Origin of the sequence: Prosthecobacter gellanilyticus (assembly GCF_007992435.1) — a bacterium.
Taxonomy (GTDB): domain Bacteria; phylum Verrucomicrobiota; class Verrucomicrobiia; order Verrucomicrobiales; family Verrucomicrobiaceae; genus Prosthecobacter; species Prosthecobacter gellanilyticus.
The window spans coordinates 86,525-104,173 of the sequence record NZ_BKAG01000016.1 but is presented as its reverse complement, the minus strand read 5'-3'; the positions used below and the strand labels follow the sequence as shown (position 1 = coordinate 104,173).

14 protein-coding genes are annotated in these 17,649 nt (G+C 59.7%); 9 read left to right on the top strand and 5 right to left on the bottom strand.

Features of this window, described 5'->3' with window-relative positions; all coding sequences use genetic code 11:
- Positions 1-17 precede the first annotated feature (17 nt).
- The 6 genes from BGE01nite_RS12960 (at position 18) to BGE01nite_RS12935 (ending at position 7,407) form a co-directional block, all read left to right on the top strand.
- Entirely contained in the window at positions 18-989 is a 972-nt protein-coding gene (locus tag BGE01nite_RS12960; RefSeq protein ID WP_146850895.1) for an Amuc_1099 family pilus-like system protein, read from the top strand.
- 96 nt (positions 990-1,085) lie between these two features.
- Positions 1,086-3,593, top strand: coding sequence for an Amuc_1098 family type IV pilus outer membrane protein (locus tag BGE01nite_RS12955; RefSeq protein WP_308741215.1), 2,508 nt, complete (start codon positions 1,086-1,088; stop codon positions 3,591-3,593).
- 65 nt (positions 3,594-3,658) lie between these two features.
- Positions 3,659-4,267 carry a dephospho-CoA kinase gene (coaE, locus tag BGE01nite_RS12950; protein WP_146850893.1) on the top strand — a complete coding sequence of 203 codons (609 nt, stop codon included), beginning with the start codon at positions 3,659-3,661 and terminating at the stop codon, positions 4,265-4,267.
- Positions 4,264-5,760, top strand: a complete 1,497-nt coding sequence (gene rho, locus BGE01nite_RS12945; protein WP_246145721.1) for a transcription termination factor Rho — start codon at positions 4,264-4,266, stop codon at positions 5,758-5,760. Before coaE ends, rho begins: the two co-directional genes overlap by 4 nt.
- A 5-nt stretch (positions 5,761-5,765) precedes the next feature.
- Positions 5,766-6,947 (top strand): ribonuclease D, encoded by a 1,182-nt coding sequence (locus tag BGE01nite_RS12940; RefSeq protein ID WP_146850892.1) that lies wholly within the window; start codon positions 5,766-5,768, stop codon positions 6,945-6,947.
- A gap of 67 nt (positions 6,948-7,014) precedes the next feature.
- Entirely contained in the window at positions 7,015-7,407 is a 393-nt protein-coding gene (locus BGE01nite_RS12935; RefSeq protein ID WP_146850891.1) for a hypothetical protein, read from the top strand.
- A gap of 18 nt (positions 7,408-7,425) precedes the next feature.
- Here BGE01nite_RS12935 and BGE01nite_RS12930 read toward each other — a convergent pair whose 3' ends face one another.
- Positions 7,426-7,860 carry a MotA/TolQ/ExbB proton channel family protein gene (locus BGE01nite_RS12930; RefSeq protein ID WP_146850890.1) on the bottom strand — a complete coding sequence of 145 codons (435 nt, stop codon included), beginning with the start codon at positions 7,858-7,860 and terminating at the stop codon, positions 7,426-7,428.
- 105 nt (positions 7,861-7,965) lie between these two features.
- Positions 7,966-8,994, bottom strand: coding sequence for a sugar phosphate isomerase/epimerase family protein (locus tag BGE01nite_RS12925; RefSeq protein ID WP_174770048.1), 1,029 nt, complete (start codon positions 8,992-8,994; stop codon positions 7,966-7,968).
- Between the two features lie 164 nt (positions 8,995-9,158).
- Here BGE01nite_RS12925 and lpxB point away from each other — a divergent pair, with 164 nt between their 5' ends.
- On the top strand, positions 9,159-10,286 hold the full coding sequence (gene lpxB / locus BGE01nite_RS12920) for a lipid-A-disaccharide synthase (RefSeq protein ID WP_170266766.1): 1,128 nt from the start codon (positions 9,159-9,161) through the stop codon (positions 10,284-10,286).
- A 73-nt stretch (positions 10,287-10,359) separates the two neighbouring features.
- Positions 10,360-11,880: a DUF1549 domain-containing protein gene (locus tag BGE01nite_RS12915; RefSeq protein ID WP_146850887.1), complete on the top strand. Its 1,521-nt coding sequence runs from the start codon at positions 10,360-10,362 to the stop codon at positions 11,878-11,880.
- A 43-nt stretch (positions 11,881-11,923) separates the two neighbouring features.
- Here BGE01nite_RS12915 and BGE01nite_RS12910 read toward each other — a convergent pair whose 3' ends face one another.
- The 3 genes from BGE01nite_RS12910 to BGE01nite_RS12900 all read right to left on the bottom strand — a co-directional run bounded on the left by BGE01nite_RS12910 (position 11,924) and on the right by BGE01nite_RS12900 (position 16,804).
- Positions 11,924-14,860 (bottom strand): M28 family peptidase, encoded by a 2,937-nt coding sequence (locus BGE01nite_RS12910; protein WP_146850886.1) that lies wholly within the window; start codon positions 14,858-14,860, stop codon positions 11,924-11,926.
- A gap of 252 nt (positions 14,861-15,112) precedes the next feature.
- On the bottom strand, positions 15,113-16,339 hold the full coding sequence (locus tag BGE01nite_RS12905) for a deoxyguanosinetriphosphate triphosphohydrolase family protein (protein ID WP_218032979.1): 1,227 nt from the start codon (positions 16,337-16,339) through the stop codon (positions 15,113-15,115).
- Positions 16,340-16,507: 168 nt separating this feature from the next.
- Entirely contained in the window at positions 16,508-16,804 is a 297-nt protein-coding gene (locus BGE01nite_RS12900) for a YkgJ family cysteine cluster protein (RefSeq protein WP_281292052.1), read from the bottom strand.
- 136 nt (positions 16,805-16,940) lie between these two features.
- On the opposite strand from BGE01nite_RS12900, the gene BGE01nite_RS12895 reads away from it, so the two are divergent.
- Complete coding sequence (locus BGE01nite_RS12895; protein ID WP_146850883.1) at positions 16,941-17,612, top strand: urease accessory UreF family protein; 672 nt, start codon at positions 16,941-16,943, stop codon at positions 17,610-17,612.
- Positions 17,613-17,649: the final 37 nt, after the last annotated feature.

The window sequence follows — 17,649 nt, the reverse complement described above, 5'->3', positions numbered from 1 at the left end:
TCCCCCCTTTCCAGACCATGCAGAAAAAGAACGGCAATTACGAAAAAACGATCCTGATCCTGGCGGCGTTGCTGGCGTTTGGCGCCGTGGGTTACACGATCTATGACAGCCAGAGCCTGTCTGACCGGCTGGCTCTCAAGACCGTGGCGCCCAAGAGCAACATGAACCCGCCTCCCACGGACGGCGTGAAGATGATCCTCCAGCGCTTGCAGGAAAAGGTCACCTGGGTTTCCCCTGTCATCAACGGCAAGCCAGTGCCCCTGAACAAGTCGGTGCTGTTGCTGCAAAAGGGTGACCAGCTCTTCGACCTGCAGGTGGCTGATCCGGTGCTTCGTCCGCCCATGACGAACGAGTACCTGGTGAAGAATGACCTGCCGAGCATCGAGTCCCCCAACATCGGCGATCTTGACCCGGACAATGACGGCTTTAACAATCTGGAGGAGTTCGAGCAAAAGACCGATCCGCGTGATGCCGCCTCTCACCCACCGGTGACGCAGAAGCTCTTCCTGAAGTCACGCATCACGCATGACTACATCATCAAGCTGAACAGCAGCTCGCCGCCCTACCAGGTGCAGCGCATGAAGCCTGATCCCAAGGCCAGCAAGTTCGTCTCTCCTGGTGATGAGTTCGGCTTCGACAGGACAGGTCCTGCCCGCTTCAAGGCGCTGGAGTTCGCTCAGAAGACGGATAAGAACCCCACCACCGGTCTGGAGACTGACGTGTCCGAGCTGAAGTGCCTGGACATCTCCACCAAGCGTGAGTTCGTTTTGATCAAGGGCAAGGAGACCAATCTGGCTGACTACGAAGCTGAGTTCGAGTTCCGCATCGGCACGCCAGAAGTGCGCAAGGTGCGTGAAGGTGAAACCTTCCAGATTCCGGGCCTTGGCGTGACTTTCAAGGTGCTCTCCATCGAAGAAAATCAGGCGACCATCGTCCCTGTCGACGGCACTCAAACGAAAGGCGAACCCCTTACGGTCAAAAAAGGCTAAAAACGCACCAAAAGAGAAAAAACATCTCGCCATATTTCACTTAAACCTGATAAACACGCCCATTCCCGGCCAAATTTCTCTCTCCTGACCTCTCTTATGTCCCAGATTTCACGAATGACTAAACACCCAATTGCACTGATGGTTGCAGCGACCGCCCTTCCAATGGCGAACCTGCACGTTTACGCAGGCGAAGGCGGTGCCGGCGCTGGTAGCGTCCCTGGCATTGCCGAGCGCGAAATTGCCCGCCGCTTGGCCCGCATCCAGGATGCACAGAAAGCCATGGAACGTGGTGACGAGCTCTTTGCCCAGGGTGATCATGAGGGTGCTTTGGCCCAGTATCGTGCTGCCAAGGAAATCTTTGACCAGCTTCCGAACGCTCCGTTCATTCAAGACTGGCGCGATCTCGCCAACCTCAAGTTTGCTGACTGCGCTGTCGTGGTCGCTCGTGAGAAGGCTGCCAAGGGCGACTATGTGAAGGCCCGTGAACTGCTGGCCGAGGCTCTGGCCTCTGTCCCTGGTCACAAGAAGGCTCTGATCTTCATCGCCCAGCTGGATGATCCAGATCGCTGGCCGCCAGCTCTCACCGCTGAGCACGTGGAAAACGTGGGCAAGGTGAAGCAGGGCCTTTTCGTCGGCGCTAGCGCCGTTGAAATCGGTGACTATGACAAAGCCCTCGAAACCTACGAGGACGTCCTTCGCATCGACCCTTACAACTCCGCTGCCCGCCGTGGCATGGAGCTGGCCGAGCGCAAGCGCGGTGACTATTTCAAGAGCTCTTATGACCACCAGCGTGCCCGCATGCTGAACATGGTGAATGAGGCGTGGGAGCACAAGCCAGCCGTCAAGGGCCTGCAGATGGAAAGCTCAGGCGGCGGAAACAAGGCCCCGACTGTCTATCTGAGCCAGAAGATGCAGAAGATCGTCTTCCCGCAGGTTCAGTTCTCGGGCGCCAGCATCGAGGAAGCCGTGGAGTTCCTCCGCGTGAAGAGCCGCGATCTGGACGTGTTTGAGACCGACCCTGCCCGCAAAGGCGTGAACATCATCTTGAAGGCTGGTGCTGACGCACCAACGGCTTCCATCAGCCTCGACCTGAAGGATGTCCCGATGACGGAAGCCCTCCGTTACGTGACTGAGCTCGCTGGCATGAAGTTCAAGGTTGAGCCCTTCGCCGTGCTGATCGTCCCAGTCACTGAGACGACCACTGAGCAGTTCACCCGCATCTACAAAGTGCCGCCGGATTTCGGAACCATGGGTAATAGCACAGGCGATGCCGCCCCTGCTGCAGCTCCTGCCGATCCGTTTGCAGCTGGCGGTGCTCCTGCCGCAGGTGTTTCTGGCCTCATCAGCCGCCAGAGTGCTCTCGACATCTTGAAAGGCCAGGGCATTCCGTTCCCTGAAGGTGCCACGGCTGTGTTCAACAAGGTGACCTCCCAGCTCATCGTCAAGAACACCCAGCCTAACCTTGACCTTGTGGAGTCCTTTGTGGAGTCCATCCAGGATCAGGTCACCAAGCAGGTCTACATCACAACCAAGTTCGTGGAAGTGACCCAGAAGAACACCGACGAACTCGGCTTCGACTGGCTCCTTGGCGGCCTCGGCATGACGGCTGACAACGTCGTCGTCGGCGGCGGCACTAATGGTAACTGGGGTGGTCGTGTGACCTACTCTGGCAGCGTGGCCGATCTGGTCACTGGCGGTGCAGTGTCTCCTGTGACCCGCGGTCTGCGCACTGGCACCCGTGCCATCCGCGGTGACAGCATCGACTCCCTGTTCACTCCTGTGGACGCCACGGCTGACACCGTCGCTCCTGGCATCCTCTCCGTCGCTGGTATCTTCACCGATCCTCAGTTCGGCGTTGTGATCCGTGCGCTGGCTCAGAAGAAGGGCGTGGACCTCATGAGCGCTCCGAGCGTCACCACCAAGGGCGGTCAACAGGCCACCGTGGAAGTGATTCGCGAATTCATCTATCCAACGGAGTTCGATCCACCACAGATCCCGACCAACGTCGGCGGCGGTAACACGGGTGGTGGTATCAACGGTGGTGGTGCCACAGCTATTCCTGTGACTCCCACGACTCCGACAGCCTTCGAAATGCGCCCTGTGGGTGTTCGCATGGAAGTTGACCCTGTCATCGGTGAAAACGGTTCGATTGATCTCAACCTGCTTCCTGAAGTCACCGAATTCGATGGCTTCGTGAACTACGGCAGCCCGATCTACAGCGTGACTCCAGCCAGCTTCATCGGTGGTATCCTTCAGCCAGCCTCCCGCGTGGAACTGACGCCGAACGTCATCAACCAGCCGATCTTCTCCACCCGCAAGGTGAAGACCTCGGTGACGGTGTGGGACGGTCAGACCGTCGCTCTCGGTGGTCTGATCCGCGAAGACGTGCAGGACGTGGAAGACAAGCTCCCCGTGCTGGGTGACGTGCCGATCCTCGGCCGTCTGTTCCGCTCCGAAGTGGAAGACCACTTCAAGCGCAACCTCATGATCTTCGTCACCGCGACGCTCATCGACCCTGCTGGCCAGCGCATCAAGCAGACGACTGTGGTGGCTCCAACAGACGGTGCTGATCCAACGCTGCTGCCTTCCGTCGGTGGTAACTGATCCCTGACAAAACCGCTTCACTTGGAGGCAGGAGATGCAAATCTCCTGCCTTCTTTTTTTTGGATATGATCTCCTGGATTGTCACTGGTGGTGTCGGCTGTGGGAAAAGCACTCTCACGGAAAAACTGTGCGCTTTGGTCCCTGGAACCAGCCGCTTTTCCTCGGATGAATCCGTGGCCCGCATTTTGCAGCTTCCGGCCGTCCAGGCGGCTCTCCTCAAGGCTTTTGGGCCGCAGGTGCTCACGGCCGCTGAAAGCGGGCAGGAAGTCAACCGCGCTGCTTTGCGCGAGATTGTCTTCCAGGATGAGAAAGCCCGTCTGAAGCTGGAGGGCATCACCCATCCTGCCGTGCTGGCGGACCTGGAGACCGGCCGGAAGGCCGCCCGGGAGGCGGGGGCTGAACTTTTCCTTGCGGAGGTGCCGCTTTACTATGAAATAGGGGCCACAGTAGAAGCAGACTTGATCATTGTGGTGGCTGCCAGCCGCACGATGCAAGCCAGGCGGTTGATGGAACGTCGAGGCCTCGATGAAGCAATGATCGAGCGCATTCTCAGGTCTCAGTGGCCCATCGAAGCCAAGGTCGAAAGAGCGGATACGGTCATCTGGAATGAAGGTGACCTGACCGCCCTGGAGGCCCAGGCGCTGACACTGGCAAGACAGTTAAGGCAAGCATGAATCCCACCGACCAACCCGCACCCTCCGAGATGTCCGTAACGACCGCAGACAGCTCCCGCAGCGCTCCCGCTTCCTCTCAAGACGAGGCCGCTGCTTCTCCCGTAACTTCCGGGGCTGAAGGCTCGGGGGCCGCTGTTTCAGAGGATGCTGGCAACGCCACCCATACCCCTGGTGCTGAAGCTCTGCAGGAGCGCCCTTCCTCACCGCCACCAGAGCCGCCTTTCCCGGTCGAGATCTCGCTGAACTCGCTCCATGACATGAGCCTGGCCGAACTTCAGGCACTGGCTGCCAGCGTGAATTACAAGATCAATGCCGCCCGCACGAAGCACCAGCTCATCTATGATGTGCTTTCCTGGATGGCGGACCACCGCACCCGGGTGCTGGTGGAAGGTGTGCTGGAGATCGGCACGGAGAATTTCGGCCTGATCCGTTATCCCAAATACAGCTTCAATGCGCTGCCGGAGGATGTCTTCATCCCCCTCTTCCTGGTCCGCAAATTCGGCCTGCGTCCTGGCAACAGCATCCGTGGCATCGCCCGTGCGCCGAAGGACAAGGACAAGTACCTCGCGATCGACCGCATCACTCATGTGGATGGCTTGGAGATCGACAACTACCAGTCGCCGACTCATTTCGACAAACTGACCGCCACCTTCCCGAAGCAGCGCATCATTCTGGAAACGCCGAAGCCCTGCCCGGTGTCCGCGCGCATCATGGACCTCATGGCCCCGCTGGGCAAAGGCCAGCGTGGTTTGATCAATGCCTCGCCCCGCTCCGGCAAGACCATGATCTTGAAGGACATCGCCAAGTGCATCGTGCATAACCACAAGGAGATCACGCTGATCATCCTGCTGCTGGACGAGCGTCCTGAGGAAGTCACGGATTTCGAGGAGTCCGTCTCTGGCTGCGAGATCTACAGCAGCACCTTTGACGAGAGTCCGAAGCGCCACTGCCAGCTTGCCGAGCTCGTCCGCGAGCGCGCCTGCCGCCTGGTCGAGCTGGGGAAAGATGTGGTGATCCTGCTGGATTCCCTCACACGTCTGGCCCGCGGTTACAATTCAATGATGGGCAGCGGCAAAGGCAGCCGCACGGGATCCGGCGGTCTGGACACCAAGGCGCTCGTGAAGCCGAAGAAGTTTTTTGGTGCCGCACGTAACGTGGAAGAAGGCGGCAGCCTGACCATCATCGCCTCCGCGCTCATCGAGACGGAAAGCAAGATGGACGAGGTCATCTTTGAGGAGTTCAAGGGCACGGGCAACATGGAGGCCACGCTGGATCGCGAGATCGCCGAGCGCCGCATCTTCCCCGCCATCCACCTGCTCAAGTCCGGCACCCGCAAGGACGACCTGCTTTACCATCCCGATGAGTTCCGCCGCATCATGGCCATCCGCCGTCAGCTCGCCCAGGTGCCTGCGACGGAGGCCCTGGAGCTTCTCATCCGTAACATTAACCGCACCGGCAACAACGCCGAGATCCTGCTGACCGGCTTGAAGTGAATCCGATGAGCGAGGTCATCAGCAGCCCAACTCCAAGTGTGGAAGTCACGCCAGTCGCAGACTTCGAGTTCATCTCCACCCCGGAGCATCTTGAGACGTGGGTGAAGGACAGCGAGGCGCATCTCCAGGCCACGGGCGAAACCCGCGTGTGCCTGGACACCGAGGCGGACTCCCTGCATCACTACCACGAGAAACTTTGCCTCCTGCAGGTGGCCTGTGGTGGCCGTTTCGCGCTGGTGGATCCTCTGGCGATTGCCGATGTCAGCCCGCTGCTGGCTCTGCTGGACCGCTATGAGCTGTGGTTCCATGGCGCGGACTATGACCTGACCATGCTGCGCCGGACCTACAACTGGGAGCCGCGCATGATCCGTGACACGCAGATTGCCGCCCGTCTCGCCGGCGCACGCCAGTTCGGCCTGGCTGCTCTTTTGCAAAATGTGTTAGGCCTGACCATCTGCAAGGCCCCGCAGAAGGCGGACTGGAGCCGCCGTCCGCTGCCAGTGCACATGCTTTCCTATGCCGTGGATGATGTGCGCTACCTCCTCCAGGTGGCGGATCATTTTCTGGCCATCCTGCGGTCCAAGAACCGCGTGTCCTGGTTTGAGCAGAGCTGTGGAGCCCTTCAGAAGGAAGTGGCGCAGCGCAGCATGGCACCGCGTGAAGACCCCTGGCGTGTGCAGGGCAGCGGCCGCTTGAATGCCAAGGGCCTCGCCATCTTGAAGGCCATGTGGGAGTGGCGTGAGGGCATCGCCCAGGAGCGTGACATCCCATGCTACCGCATCATGTCGAACAAGCAGATGGTCTCCTACGCGGAGGCCTTCGAGCTCGGTGGCGTGATGAATCCTCCCGGAGGCTGGCGCCCCCGCTGGAAGAAAGAGTTTCATGACCTTGTCGCCGCTGTCTTCCGTGCAGGTCAGGCCTCATGGCCGCAGCGCCTGAAGCGCGTGAAGAGCCGCATGACCGACAGCCAGCGCGATGCCGTGGACAAGCTCTGCACGAAGCGTGATGAGATCGCCCTCGGCCTTGATGTCGAAGGCAGCCTGCTCGGTTCACGCAGTGACCTTGAGCAGCTCATTGTCGACCCGGCCACGGAGAACCCGCTGATGGAATGGCAGGAAGCCCTCCTGCGTCCCGTCATGTCGGAGGTTTCTGTTGCTGGCAGGAATGGCACGGAGCCAGCTGATTGATGCAATGGCTTGTCTGGCACGGTTGACGCTTCTTCAGGCATGAGGAACCAGTCTCCACCCGACCCGCATGCCTCTCTTCCGCTACCTGCAGAATCTCTCCACAGGCCGTACCATCCTCTGGTGCTACTTCATCTGGTGGTCGTTGAGTGTGGTGAATCACTTTGATCCCACGCCACGCATTTGGTTAACCTCGCTGGGCCTGAGTGGCATCATCGGCCTGGCGCTGATCATCAGCACGCAGTCCTCCGTCGGGCCGCGCGTGAGGATGGATCCATGGGTCATGTTTCGTCTCTTCCTCATGCCCTTCTGCGTCTCCAGTTTCGCGGCCCTGGTGAAGGATGCGGGCTACGTCCTTGTGTTCCCGCCTTCATGGCGTGAAAACATCACCAGCTTGGTGCTGATCTCCGTCTTCCTGCTGGTCGTCTGGCTGGTGAAGGGGCTGCATCCGCGACGGCCATGATACCGCTTGCGGGATGTCTCAGGCCGTTGCTCGAGCCAGCAGAAAGACCAGCATCTGAAGAGCGGCCAGGGCAGGGATGGTGGAAATGCCGAACAAAATCTTCACCCATAGCGGCTGGCTGCCCTGCTTGAAAATCGCGAGGCAGAGCAGGATGCAACCGACCAGGCTCACGACAAGACCGATATGAGTGCCCATCAAGGCCCAGCCGATGCCTTCACTCAATTTGGCGGGGTCGCCTGCCTCCTTGTCGCGCAGTTCACCCGTGGCACTGATGTGGGAAAAGACCCTCACCATGGCGAAAGAGGTGAAAAAGCCTCCGATCAACGGTGCCAGCTGCAGCCATGCTCCCCATTTGGCCAGTCGTGTGGGGCGGAGAGGCGTGTTGCTCGGGCTGTCCGGAGGCAGAGAGAGATCAAGCAAAGAGCCAGTGTCCATAGGCGGGAGAATAGACATGCATCATGACCGGTTAGAGATCCCGAGGTCAAGCCAACAAAAAGCCCCGCCGGGTGACCAGCGGGGCTAAAGATGAGCTAACCAATGATGCGGAAGTGTCGCGGCTTACCAGCCATGCGAGTTGCGCACCTTGATCATGGTGTCCAGGATGGTGTTCCAGGTCTTCGGTGTTTCGAGCACGGCGTTCGGGAACATGCAGCCATCCCAGCAGATGTGCTTGATGCCGCGGGAAGGAGCGTCCTTCAGCCAGTAGCCAGCGCATTTCACGATGTCGAGCTTGCCGTTCGGATCATCCGCCTGGCAGTGCTTGCCCGTCTTGTCGTGGCTGCCGGCGCCGTGCACGGTGCCGTCGTTCTGAGCCACGTGGAAGTCGATGGTCCAGGGGCGCAGAGCATCCGTCATCTTCTCATAAGCGGCGTAGAACTCGGCCTCGCTGTAGCCTTCCTTCAGAAGGGCATGCTCAGGAGCATTGTAGCCGAGGGTGTAGAGGTAGGTGTGGGCCAGGTCAGCCTGGAAGCCGAGAGACTCGGGCATGCCCACGCCTTCCAGCACATCCAGCATGTCCTTCCAGGAGTGCATGCCTGCCCAGCAGATTTCACCTTCAGCGGCGAGGCGCTCGCCATTGTCCTTGGCGATCTGCGCGGCCTTCTTGAAGGTGTCGATGATGCGAGCGGTGTTGGCCTGCGGGTTCTCACGCCATTTGGCGATGCCGAACTCGGCGGAGTCGATGCGGATGACACCGTATTTGCGGATGCCGTGGTTGTTGAAAACCTTGGCGATGCGGCAGGCGACCTTCACCGCATCGAGGAACTTCTGCTGCTGGGCGTCATCACCCATGGAGGAGTCACCCACGGTGCCGGGCCACACAGGCGCCACGAGGGAACCGACGACGAAACCTTTGGAGGCGATGAGATCCGCGATGCGCTTGATCTCGTCATCACTGGCGTTCGGGTCGGTGTGCGGATGGAAAAGGAAGTAGTCGATGCCCTCAAATTTCTGGCCGTTCACGTCCGCAGCGGCGGTGAGGTCGAGCATGTGCTCGAGACTGATCGGGGGTTCCTGGCCTTCGCCGTCGCCTTTGCCGACGAGGCCGGGCCACATCGCGTTATGGAGTTTGGGTGCGGAGTTGCTCATGATGGTGGTTGCGCAGAGTTCTGGGGTGCTTTTTTCGTGGAAGCGGCGCGATGATAGACACGCCGTTTAGGAACGCACCAAAAAAAAGCCTCTGTGTGGGTTGACCCTTCCCGGTGATGGCTTTGTATCGTGCCGTTCCCCTTCAGCCCCCCGAAATTTCCTTCATGCCCCATCTTCACATCATTGCCGGAGAGATCAGCGGGGACACCCATGCTTCCGGTTTGATCCGCGAACTGCAGACCCTGCAACCGGAGATGCGTTTCACCGGACTCGGCGGCCAGCGCATGCGCGAGGCCGCAGGGCAGGGGATCGAGGACTGGGTGGAGAAGGCGGGTGTGGTGGGCCTGTGGGAGGTGCTGAAGATGTACTCCTACTTCAAAGGCAAGATGACCTCCTCCACGGAGCAGATCCTGCGTGAGCGACCCGATGCCGTGGTGCTGGTGGATTACCCGGGTTTTAACCTGCGCCTCGCCAAGGCCGTGCGCGCCGGTGGCTACACGGGCAAGATCATCTACTACATCAGCCCGCAGGTTTGGGCCTGGAAGAAAGGTCGTGTGAAAGTGATGGCCAAGGTGCTGGACCTCATGATCTGCATCTTCCCCTTCGAAAAAGATTTCTATGAGAAGAGCGGCCTGCCGACCGTCTTCGGCGGGCATCCCATGGTGGACCGCGTGCATTCGCTGCGCCGGGAGTGGAAGCGCGAACCGAATCTCGTGGGCTGGTTTCCTGGCAGCCGCCTGAACGAGGTGAGGAAGCTTTTCCCCACGATGCTTCAGGCCGCGAAGGCCATTCGTCTGCAGGTGCCCAACGCGCGCTTTGTGGCCTCCGCCGCGAACGAGCGCCTCGCGCAGCAGATGCGTGACATGGCGGAGGCTGCGGCCATGCCGGAGGCGAAAGCCTGGATCGAAGTCGGCACTGTCTATGATCTGATGCAGCGCTGTCAGGTCGGCGCTGTGGCAAGTGGTACTGCCACACTGGAAGCCGCCTGTTTTGGCCTGCCGTATGCGTTGGTCTATCACGTGAACCAGCTCACCTACATGGCCGCGAAGCTGGTGGTGAAGATCGAGCGCATCGGCATCGTGAACATTCTCGCAAAACGTGATGTCGTGCGTGAACTCGTGCAGGCCGAGCTCACCAGTGATTCACTCGCCGCTGAGATGGCGAGCCTGCTCACCGATCACGATCGCCGCGCCGCTTTGGAAAAAGACCTCGCGGATGTCGTCGCCACCCTCGGTGAAGGCGGAGCCTATCGCCGTGCCGCCGAAGCGGTGATCGCGACAATGGAAAAATAGCTGACACGCGCAGCCAAGAGTCACTCTTGTGATTCGACTCTAATCGTGTCGTGGCTCTGCCCGTTAGGTCAGCATGAAAACTCGCCTGCCGCTGGGTATCTTGATCTTGCTGGCCCTGGCTCTTGTTCTTCTGCAGAAGAGACAAAGCCCCGAGGCCCGCATCGATGCCGCTCTGATGGCCGAGTATGATCTCGTTCAGAAAAGCCGGCAGAAGCCGAATCACACACCGCTCCCCACGCTGCCGTCCGCTGCGGATGATGCCACCTTCCTCCGCCGGGCCTGTGTGGACCTCGCGGGCCGCCTGCCCAGGGCGGAAGAAGCACGCGCCTTCCTCGCCGACTCCAGTCCCGGCAAACGTGCTCGCCTAACCGATGCTCTGGTGAAAGAGCCCGCTGCTGCCGAAGCTCGCTTCCAGATGCTGGCCGAGCTCTTTCGTGTCGAAGACGATGCGGAGACCGTCTCCTGGCTGCGGCAGGCAGCGCGTGATGATCTGCCCTTTGATCAAGTCATCCAGCACATGGTCAGCGGCACCTATCTCAGCCGCCGGGACGCAGACAACCCACTGCGTTCAGGATCCGCCGTTGCCTTTGCTGTGCTTGGGACAGATCTGCATTGTGCTTTCTGCCATGATCACCCCTACGCAGACGCAACCCAGCGCCAGGCTTATGAATTTGCGGCCTGCTTTGTGTCACCGGACAAGGCTGGCCAGTTCAAGCTGCCGAAGGACTACGCTTATAATGATGCCAGTCCCGGAGACGTCGTGAAGCCGAAGCTGCTGCCGCTGACTCGCGACAAACTGCCTTCGATTGCAGAGGGGCAGGAGACACGCAAGCTGGTTGCCGGCTGGATCATTCATGAACCTAGCCATCGTTATGCCAGGGTGGCTGCTCTGCGCCTCTGGAGCCACATGTTCGGCATGCCCGGCATGCTGATCAATCCTGCTCTGGGAGGTGTGTCTGAAGCAACACCATGGCATGATGTGCACCCGAAGGTCATCGGCAAAATAAGCAGCAACTGCTTCGGTGAAGGCACGCGCCAGAACATCACCTGGATCGATACCGAGCTCTACAGTCCCGACGAATCTTCCATCCCTGTCAAAGCGCTTACGGATGAGTTCCTCCGCACAGGCGGCCGCATCGGTGAGTTTCAGCGTATCCTCGCTTGCACAGAGGCCTACCAGCGCACTAGCATCGCCTACAATGTGAGCTGGAACGGCTGCTACCTCGCTCCCGCTCCCCATATCCGCCGCCTTCCTGCCGAAGTCATCTGGAGCACTTTGTCCGCGGAGAACGCGGGTGAACTTTCCCAAGTCTCGCCCGCTGCTCATCCCCTTCATTTCTTGGGCCGCGGCAATCGTGAGTGGGCAGCCTCCAGCTCCACCCCGATCTCCCATGAGATTGCCCGTCTCATGATCCATGGTGGCTCCATCCACCCCAAATCCCCTCAAGCAGGCAGCGCTGAGGACTTATTTTTAAATTTGTTAGGTCGCAAACCCTCCGGGCAGGAGCTCGCTTCCATCGCCGAAAACACGGCCTCCCCCGAAGACATTGCCTGGGCGCTCCTGAACACCAAGGAGTTCATGTTCATCCCTTGATTCCTGAATCAGGATTCAAGAATCATGAATCAAAAGTCCCGCGTCATTCGCGAGACCCCGGTGTCACCTTCAGCTCCACCTCTTTGCCGTCACGCAGCACGGTGATGGTCGTCTCGGCGCCGATCTTCAGCTCGCCCATGAGGCTGGTGTAGTCATAGATGTTCAGCACATCCTTGCCGCTGAGCTTCACGATGACATCGCCACCTTTCACGCCTGCTTTCGCGGCAGGTCCGATGGGTGAGACACCGCTGAGCTTCACGCCCTTCGTGTCACCCTGCGCATAGTCGGGGATGGTGCCCAGATAGGCGCGCATGCCGCCACGGGTGCCTTGGTTCTTAGGGGCTTCCATGGTCACATAATCCGGATTCGTGTCCGAGGTCGCCACACCGCGGGCGATCAGGCCCATGAGTTTCGCGATCTTTGCCGCGTGCTCGTAGTCGATCTTGTCCGCTGTGTCGCTCGGCAGATGATAGTCTTCATGACTGCCGGTGAAGGCATTCAGCGTCGGGATGCCGCGCAGATAGAAGGTGGTGCTGTCGGTCGGCAGGTGCGCATCGTTCTGCGTCGTGATCGGCAGGCCGATCGGTGCGTTGCGCTTCTCGATTTCCTTGGCCCAGATGGAGCTGGAGCCCACGCCCTGAAGCACCAGCGTCTTCTGAAAGCGGCCGATCATGTCCATGTTCAGGCAGGCGGCGAACATGCCGGTCAGCTTGCCGTTCGGATCGCCGCGGAACATCTTCGCCAAAGCTTCGACGTAGTGATTACTGCCCAGCAGGCCCAGCTCCTCACCGCTCCATCCGGCAAAGATCACATCACGCGTCAGCTTGATCTTCCCCTGCTTCTTCTGGTCCGCCAGATACTGGGCGATCTCGATCACACCGGCCACACCGCTGGCGTTGTCATCCGCGCCGTGGTGGATCTTGTTCAGGTCATCGCCCTTCGCGCGTGAGTTGCCGCCGCCCTTGCTGCCGAGGTGGTCGATGTGCGCGCAAACAATGAGCGGCGCCACATGCGGATCAGGCTTGTCCTTCGCAGGCAGCACGCCCAGCACATTGCGGCCGGTCTTCTTTTCCTGACGGATGTCGATCGTCGCCGCCAGGGTGAGTCCTGCGCAGTCAATACCGCCCATGAGATCTCCGGTGTCCAGTTTGTCCTGGAGTTCCTTGATCGTCTTGCCGGCCGGTTTGAGCAGCTTGTCCGCCAGCGCATCGGTGATGCTGATCGCTGCCACGCCGGAGGTCGCGAGAGAGGCATCGAAGCTCATGGGCACGAGCTGGTTGGCAACCTTGCTGTTAGGCCCGCTGACAAAGATCAGCCCTTTCGCGCCCTTCTGCCGGGCCACCAGCGCCTTGTGGCGCAGGCTCGCATAGCGCACCAGGTCATCGCGACGCTCCTTGCTGATGCCCTCGGGCAGATAGCGCAGGACCATGACCCACTTGTCCTTAACATCCAGGTGCGCGTAGCTGCTGTAGGTCTCCAGTTTCTTGCCATCATTGCCGGTGGCTTCATCCGGTGTCTCGATGCCGTATCCGGCAAAGACAATGCTGCTCGGCTTGATCTCACCGAGCTGGGAAAACGACAGCGGGCGCCAGTCCACATCCGCCTTCAGCTCAGCGGCATCACCACCGGTGAGCACGAGCTTGTTACCCTCGCCCAAAGCCACTCCTGCGGTGAACTCAAAGGGTTCAAACCACTCCTCATCACCATAGGGTTGCAGCCCGATCTTCTTGAAGACATCTGCCACATACTGCGTGGCCAGTTTCTCGCCTTCCGTGCCGGTCAGACGACCATCCAGTTCATCACTCGCGAGATACGTCACATGCTGGCGCATGTCCTCCGGAGTGATCTCACCCTTGGTTAGGCTTGCGTCCGGTGCCTGGGCGGTCTTGGCGACCTTGTCCTCCTTGGCGGGGCCGCTGGTTTCCAGGGCCTTTTTCGCGGCTTCATGATTCCATTCCGCCATGAAGATCTGGCTCTGTGCATTTGCGGTGCGACCGCTGGTCCAGGCAAGTTTCTTGCCATCTGGGGTGAAGACCGGCAGGCCGTCAAAACCATCCGTAGTGGTCACGCGCACGGGCTCGCGCTTGCCGGCGGCATCCACGATGTAGAGCTCGAAATTGGCGAAGCCGTTGAGGTTCGTGGTGAAGATGAGATACTCGCCGCTCGGGTGGAAATACGGCGCCCAGCTCATCGCTCCCAGCTTGGTGATCTGCTTCTGGTCGCTGCCGTCGATGTTCATGGTCCACACCTCGGCCACATCGCCCTTCGGCGTGAAGCGCCGCCAGCAGATCTTCTTGCCATCGGCGCTGAAAAACGGTCCGCCATCATAGCCCGGCACATCGGTGAGCTGCTTCACATTCGTGCCATCCGCATCGGCGATGTAGATGTCCATGAAGTACTGCTTGTCGATCTTCAGCCGCTCCTTGTCCTCTTTCGAGAGCTCCTTGTCATAGGCTCGGCGATTGCTCGCGAAGACCATCTTCGTGCCATTCGGTGACCAGTCGCCCTCGGCATCATAACCCTTGGTGTCCGTCAGGTTCTTGAAGAGTTTCGTGGCCAGCGTGTACTCCCAGATGTCGTAGTGCTCATCATAGTCCCAGGAGTATTTGCGCACCTTGCTCGTCTCGCGCTCCTTGTATTCCGCATCCTGCAGGTCCTTCGAGTTCGGGTCGGAATGTGTGCTCGCGAACATGATGCGCTTGCCGTCCGGGTGAATCCACGCGCAGGTCGTCTTGCCCATGCCGGGGGAAATGCGTTCCTGGTCACCTGTCTCCAGGTCCATCAGGTAGATCTGGTAAAACGGATTCCCCGCCTCACGCTCCGACTGGAACACCATCTTGGTTCCATCCGCATTGAAGTAGCCTTCGCCAGCCCGGCGACCTTCAAAGGTCAGCTGGCGGACATTCTTCAAAAGATCCGCCTCCGTCTGGGCAGAGACGAGGCTGGTGGCGGCAAGGCAAAGGGCTGAAATCAAACGCATGGCAGGAAAGATCAATACGCAGGCAAAGGCAGCATTCGAACCCGAAATGGACACGAATTGCACCCCTCATCAACCTCTCGGACACCCTGGTTATTAGCGCAAACCTCAACCCGTCGCAGTCCCCCTGATCTTTTTACCACTAATGGCCACTGATAAGCACTGATACTGATCCAAGCCCTCTGATGGCTTGGTCATTAGTGACCATCAGTGTCCATTCGTGGTCAATAACTCTCCGCTGACCACACTGCTGCATCACACGAAGTCCGTGATCGAGCCGAAGTTGGCATCAAACAGGCGACGATAGGTCCGGAAGGCAAAGGCATCGGTCATGCTGGCCACCCAGTCGCATACGAGTCTTGCACGCGTGGCGGCATCCGGTGCTTTCTCGATCTCCTGCTCCTGCGTGGCTGGCATGAGGTGCAGTTTGGAGCCGTTCGGCTCGATGTAGCGATCGCGCAGCACCTCGAACATCTTCGTCAAGATGACGTCCGCCTTGTAGTCGAGCTGCTGGAGCTGCGGGCTCAGGAAGACGATGTCCAAAGAGATCTTCTTGTTCAGCTTCGACTGCGCCTTCATCGCTGGATCGATCTCCAGGCGATACTGATGCCGCTTCGTCATCGCGCTCAGGAAGCTCGCTTCTGGCACCAGCTTCGTGGCGCGGATGTATTTGCCGATCTCACGGTTCAGCCGGCCCTCGACACGCTTCTCGCGGATCGCCTTGCAGAGAAAGTCCACGTGCTCCGCTTGATCGGCATTGAGCTGCTGTTTCGCTGCCCAGTTTTCCAGGCTCGTCGTCGTGATGAAGCCTGCATGAATGCCATCCGCGATGTCATTGAGCGAATAGGCCGTGTCATCCGCCCAGTCCATGATCTGGCACTCGATGCTCTTGAAGCCATTGCGCATTTTTCCGGGAATCAGTTCCGGCGGGAAAGCCTGGCCTCCCAAAGTAAAGTCCAGCCAGCACTCCTGGTCATCATAGAGGTAGTGGTTCGGCGCACCGCCTGCCTCCACATGCAGCGTCTTGTATTTTAGGATCCCATCCAGCAGTGCTCGCGTGGGGTTCATCCCATCACGCCCCTCATTAAAGAGGGTCTGTGTCAGCAACCGCAGCGTTTGCGCATTGCCTTCAAAGCCACCATACGGCTGCATCAAGCGATGCAATGTTCGTTCGCCCGTGTGACCAAACGGTGGATGCCCCAGGTCATGCGACAGACACGCGCACTCCACCAGATCCGCATCAATGAAGCAGTCCTCGCCCAACACCTCGCTCTGCTGGGTCAGCCAGCCGCAGATGCTGCGCCCGATCTGCGCCACCTCGATGCTGTGGGTGAGCCGCGTGCGGTAGAAATCATACTCCCCGGAGAGGAAGACCTGCGTCTTGTTTTGCAGCCGCCGAAAGGCACTGCTGTGGATGATCCGGTCACGATCAATCTGGAATGCATTCCGATACTCCCCCGGGAAAGCCGGTCGGGGCTTCATCGTCTCAGAGTCAAAAGGGGAGTAAAATCGGTTCGCAGCCATCAGAAGCCCCGATGCTAGCGGTGATTCCACCCGTGCCAAGACGCTTCTGCGGGGGATGGCAAAGGGCATAGAGCAGAGAGCCAAGCCTCAACCGAGAACTGGGAACGGCGAACCGAGAACTCTTGCTTAAACTTCAATGGCCTCGCACTTCTCCCGCCAGCCGGGGAAATTCCACACATTCGGAAACCCGGAGCACTGGTGCGGCTTCACGGCCTGGATGCGGCAGACGTTCAGGCCTTCCAGATAGAGGCACTCGCCGTTCGGCTTGTCGATGATCGAAAGGCCCGTGCGATTGGCGTTCAGCCGCGTGCAGTTTTCGATGAAGTCCGCCTCCTCCATGCCGAGGTATTTCGCGATGACCGGCACCTCCTCCGGCGTCACGTTCACATCCCCCGGCCAGCGACAGCAATTTCCGCAACGCATACATTGATAGCGTGGCGTCGCGGCGTTGTCAGAAGAGGGTATGTCAAGTGATGCAATTGCAGCCATGGAAACTTTATCATTCGCAGGATTTCAGCAGATCCACGATACTCCACGGATGTTTCGATTGTTGCAACGTATGGATGACACCGAACCGCGCCTGCCCGCGGGAGGAGCCACTCCGCCGCTGCGTTCGCTGACCGTCCTCGCCGACCCTCACGAGACCGAAACCGAAGCCCTGGAAGACTGGGCTCGCGGCCTGGATTGGGTGCAGTGGCTGCTCTCCAGCATCCGCCAGCGCCGGGATCATGTGCACTGGGCCACCTCGCGCCCTGCCTCGGAAAAGTTGATCGCTCAGGAGTGGGCTCGCTTCACCGAAGGTTTGCTCGCTTCCACCCTCGCCCCGCATTTTCGCGAGGTCTGGCAAGCGGTGCACAGCTCCAATCTCCAAGCCCTGCTCGCCGCCGATGCTGCCTTCTCCAAGGTGCTGAGTGCCGAGGAAGCTGAAAGCAGCGTGGAGGCTGGCCGACTCCTGCTCAAAGCCACGAACAAGGCCCGCTATCAGGGTCTGCTCGGCCACTACCGCACCGCCTGCGACAATGGCACCACGCACGGCCATTTCCTCACCGTCTGGGCTGCTGTGGCTGACTTCTTCCAGCTCAGCTTTGCGAGTGCCATCGCCGAGTATCTCCGCCTGGAGTGGGCCTTGGCCACGCGCCATTTGCCGGTGACGCCTGAGTTGGTCAATCTCCCTCAGATTACTGCTGCGGTCATGCGTCCTCAAGCCACTGAGCTGCGGGTGATGGCGTGAGGTGGCCGTCAGCGGAGCGCGGAACTCCGATTCCGCA

Excerpts from the sequence above, each read along its gene's own strand:
- BGE01nite_RS12910 (WP_146850886.1), bottom strand. The coding sequence starts at position 14,860 with ATGCGTTTGATTTCAGCCCTTTGCCTTGCCGCCACCAGCCTCGTCTCT.
- lpxB (WP_170266766.1), top strand. The coding sequence starts at position 9,159 with ATGCCCCATCTTCACATCATTGCCGGAGAGATCAGCGGGGACACCCAT.
- BGE01nite_RS12905 (WP_218032979.1), bottom strand. The coding sequence starts at position 16,339 with ATGAAGCCCCGACCGGCTTTCCCGGGGGAGTATCGGAATGCATTCCAG.
- BGE01nite_RS12895 (WP_146850883.1), top strand. The coding sequence starts at position 16,941 with ATGGATGACACCGAACCGCGCCTGCCCGCGGGAGGAGCCACTCCGCCG.
- coaE (WP_146850893.1), top strand. The coding sequence starts at position 3,659 with ATGATCTCCTGGATTGTCACTGGTGGTGTCGGCTGTGGGAAAAGCACT.
- BGE01nite_RS12935 (WP_146850891.1), top strand. The coding sequence starts at position 7,015 with ATGCCTCTCTTCCGCTACCTGCAGAATCTCTCCACAGGCCGTACCATC.
- BGE01nite_RS12925 (WP_174770048.1), bottom strand. The coding sequence starts at position 8,994 with ATGAGCAACTCCGCACCCAAACTCCATAACGCGATGTGGCCCGGCCTC.
- BGE01nite_RS12915 (WP_146850887.1), top strand. The coding sequence starts at position 10,360 with ATGAAAACTCGCCTGCCGCTGGGTATCTTGATCTTGCTGGCCCTGGCT.
- BGE01nite_RS12900 (WP_281292052.1), bottom strand. The coding sequence starts at position 16,804 with ATGCGTTGCGGAAATTGCTGTCGCTGGCCGGGGGATGTGAACGTGACG.
- BGE01nite_RS12930 (WP_146850890.1), bottom strand. The coding sequence starts at position 7,860 with ATGTCTATTCTCCCGCCTATGGACACTGGCTCTTTGCTTGATCTCTCT.
- BGE01nite_RS12955 (WP_308741215.1), top strand. The coding sequence starts at position 1,086 with ATGTCCCAGATTTCACGAATGACTAAACACCCAATTGCACTGATGGTT.
- rho (WP_246145721.1), top strand. The coding sequence starts at position 4,264 with ATGAATCCCACCGACCAACCCGCACCCTCCGAGATGTCCGTAACGACC.
- BGE01nite_RS12940 (WP_146850892.1), top strand. The coding sequence starts at position 5,766 with ATGAGCGAGGTCATCAGCAGCCCAACTCCAAGTGTGGAAGTCACGCCA.
- BGE01nite_RS12960 (WP_146850895.1), top strand. The coding sequence starts at position 18 with ATGCAGAAAAAGAACGGCAATTACGAAAAAACGATCCTGATCCTGGCG.